Origin of the sequence: Photorhabdus sp. RM323S (assembly GCF_042879375.1) — a bacterium.
GTDB lineage: Bacteria > Pseudomonadota > Gammaproteobacteria > Enterobacterales > Enterobacteriaceae > Photorhabdus > Photorhabdus tasmaniensis.
The window spans coordinates 1-929 of the sequence record NZ_JBHFKZ010000162.1 but is presented as its reverse complement, the minus strand read 5'-3'; the positions used below and the strand labels follow the sequence as shown (position 1 = coordinate 929).

The window sequence follows — 929 nt, the reverse complement described above, 5'->3', positions numbered from 1 at the left end:
TGCTTCCAGCAGTTGGGTTACCTCACGGTGAACCTTTCTCGTTAAGGGATTACATTGTTCCGAAGGCTTCATACCTTGCCGTTACCCGCAACGCACGCTTCGGTAGGCTACTGCTGAGGAAACAGCAGGTCTCTCTGTCCTAACTTGGGTGAGACAATCATGGGGACAGCTTTCGCGTCGCACCTTAAAAACAGCGTCATGTGGCGTTGGTGTGTGTTTTCTCTTCATCGGTGAATGGTAGCATATTTTCTTTTTATTGAATGAATATTAAGCAAGAAATAGAGCGGACTGTGATGTTTTGAATTTTCTTTGACAAAAACGTTGATCGTATCCCTCCAGTTAGGTGTGTGGGATTTAATCCTACTCGAAAAATAAATAGAGGCCCCAAAAATTGCCTCATATTATTCTTTAATTTTTCAATGTTTTCACAATACTCATAGCTTGCTCTTTATCTTTTACTCCCATCCTGAATGAAGGACCTAAAGCGGTCTGAATAATCGCCGTGACAATATGAGTACCTTTAAATGATACTGTCATTTGGGTGCGGATGTTTTTATTGATTAAAACATCAAAGTGGGGAAAGCATTGTTTATCGTTTTTTATCGCTATTTCTATCTGATCATTTCCGCCTTCATCTGGCCCTAAGTAATCTATTTTATCTGTACAGGCGTGGGTTAAGATAAAATTGCCTCCGGATGAAAATTCAAATTTCAATCCCTCTTCGGCTTGCGTTTGTCTGTCTGGATTATTTTTACTAGCACACCCGGTTATTACAGAGAGAAGTAACATAATAACAAACAAATTTTTCATGATTCCGATCCTGTTATATTGAGTAATCACATGTAATATAAAGTCTATTTAAGTAGAGTTGCAATTAACAATATATCAAAATAACCACCAGATAATAGCATTTTTCTGGAAGGTAATGA

General features: G+C 38.2%; 1 protein-coding gene. It reads right to left on the bottom strand.

What is annotated here, in order from left to right; translation table 11 throughout:
• Positions 1 to 408 precede the first annotated feature (408 nt).
• Positions 409 to 810, bottom strand: a complete 402-nt coding sequence (locus ACGF7G_RS22445; RefSeq protein WP_387468495.1) for a hypothetical protein — start codon at positions 808 to 810, stop codon at positions 409 to 411.
• Positions 811 to 929 lie beyond the last annotated feature (119 nt).

Coding starts and splice junctions, on each gene's coding strand:
- ACGF7G_RS22445 (WP_387468495.1), bottom strand. CDS start 810: ATGAAAAATTTGTTTGTTATTATGTTACTTCTCTCTGTAATAACCGGG.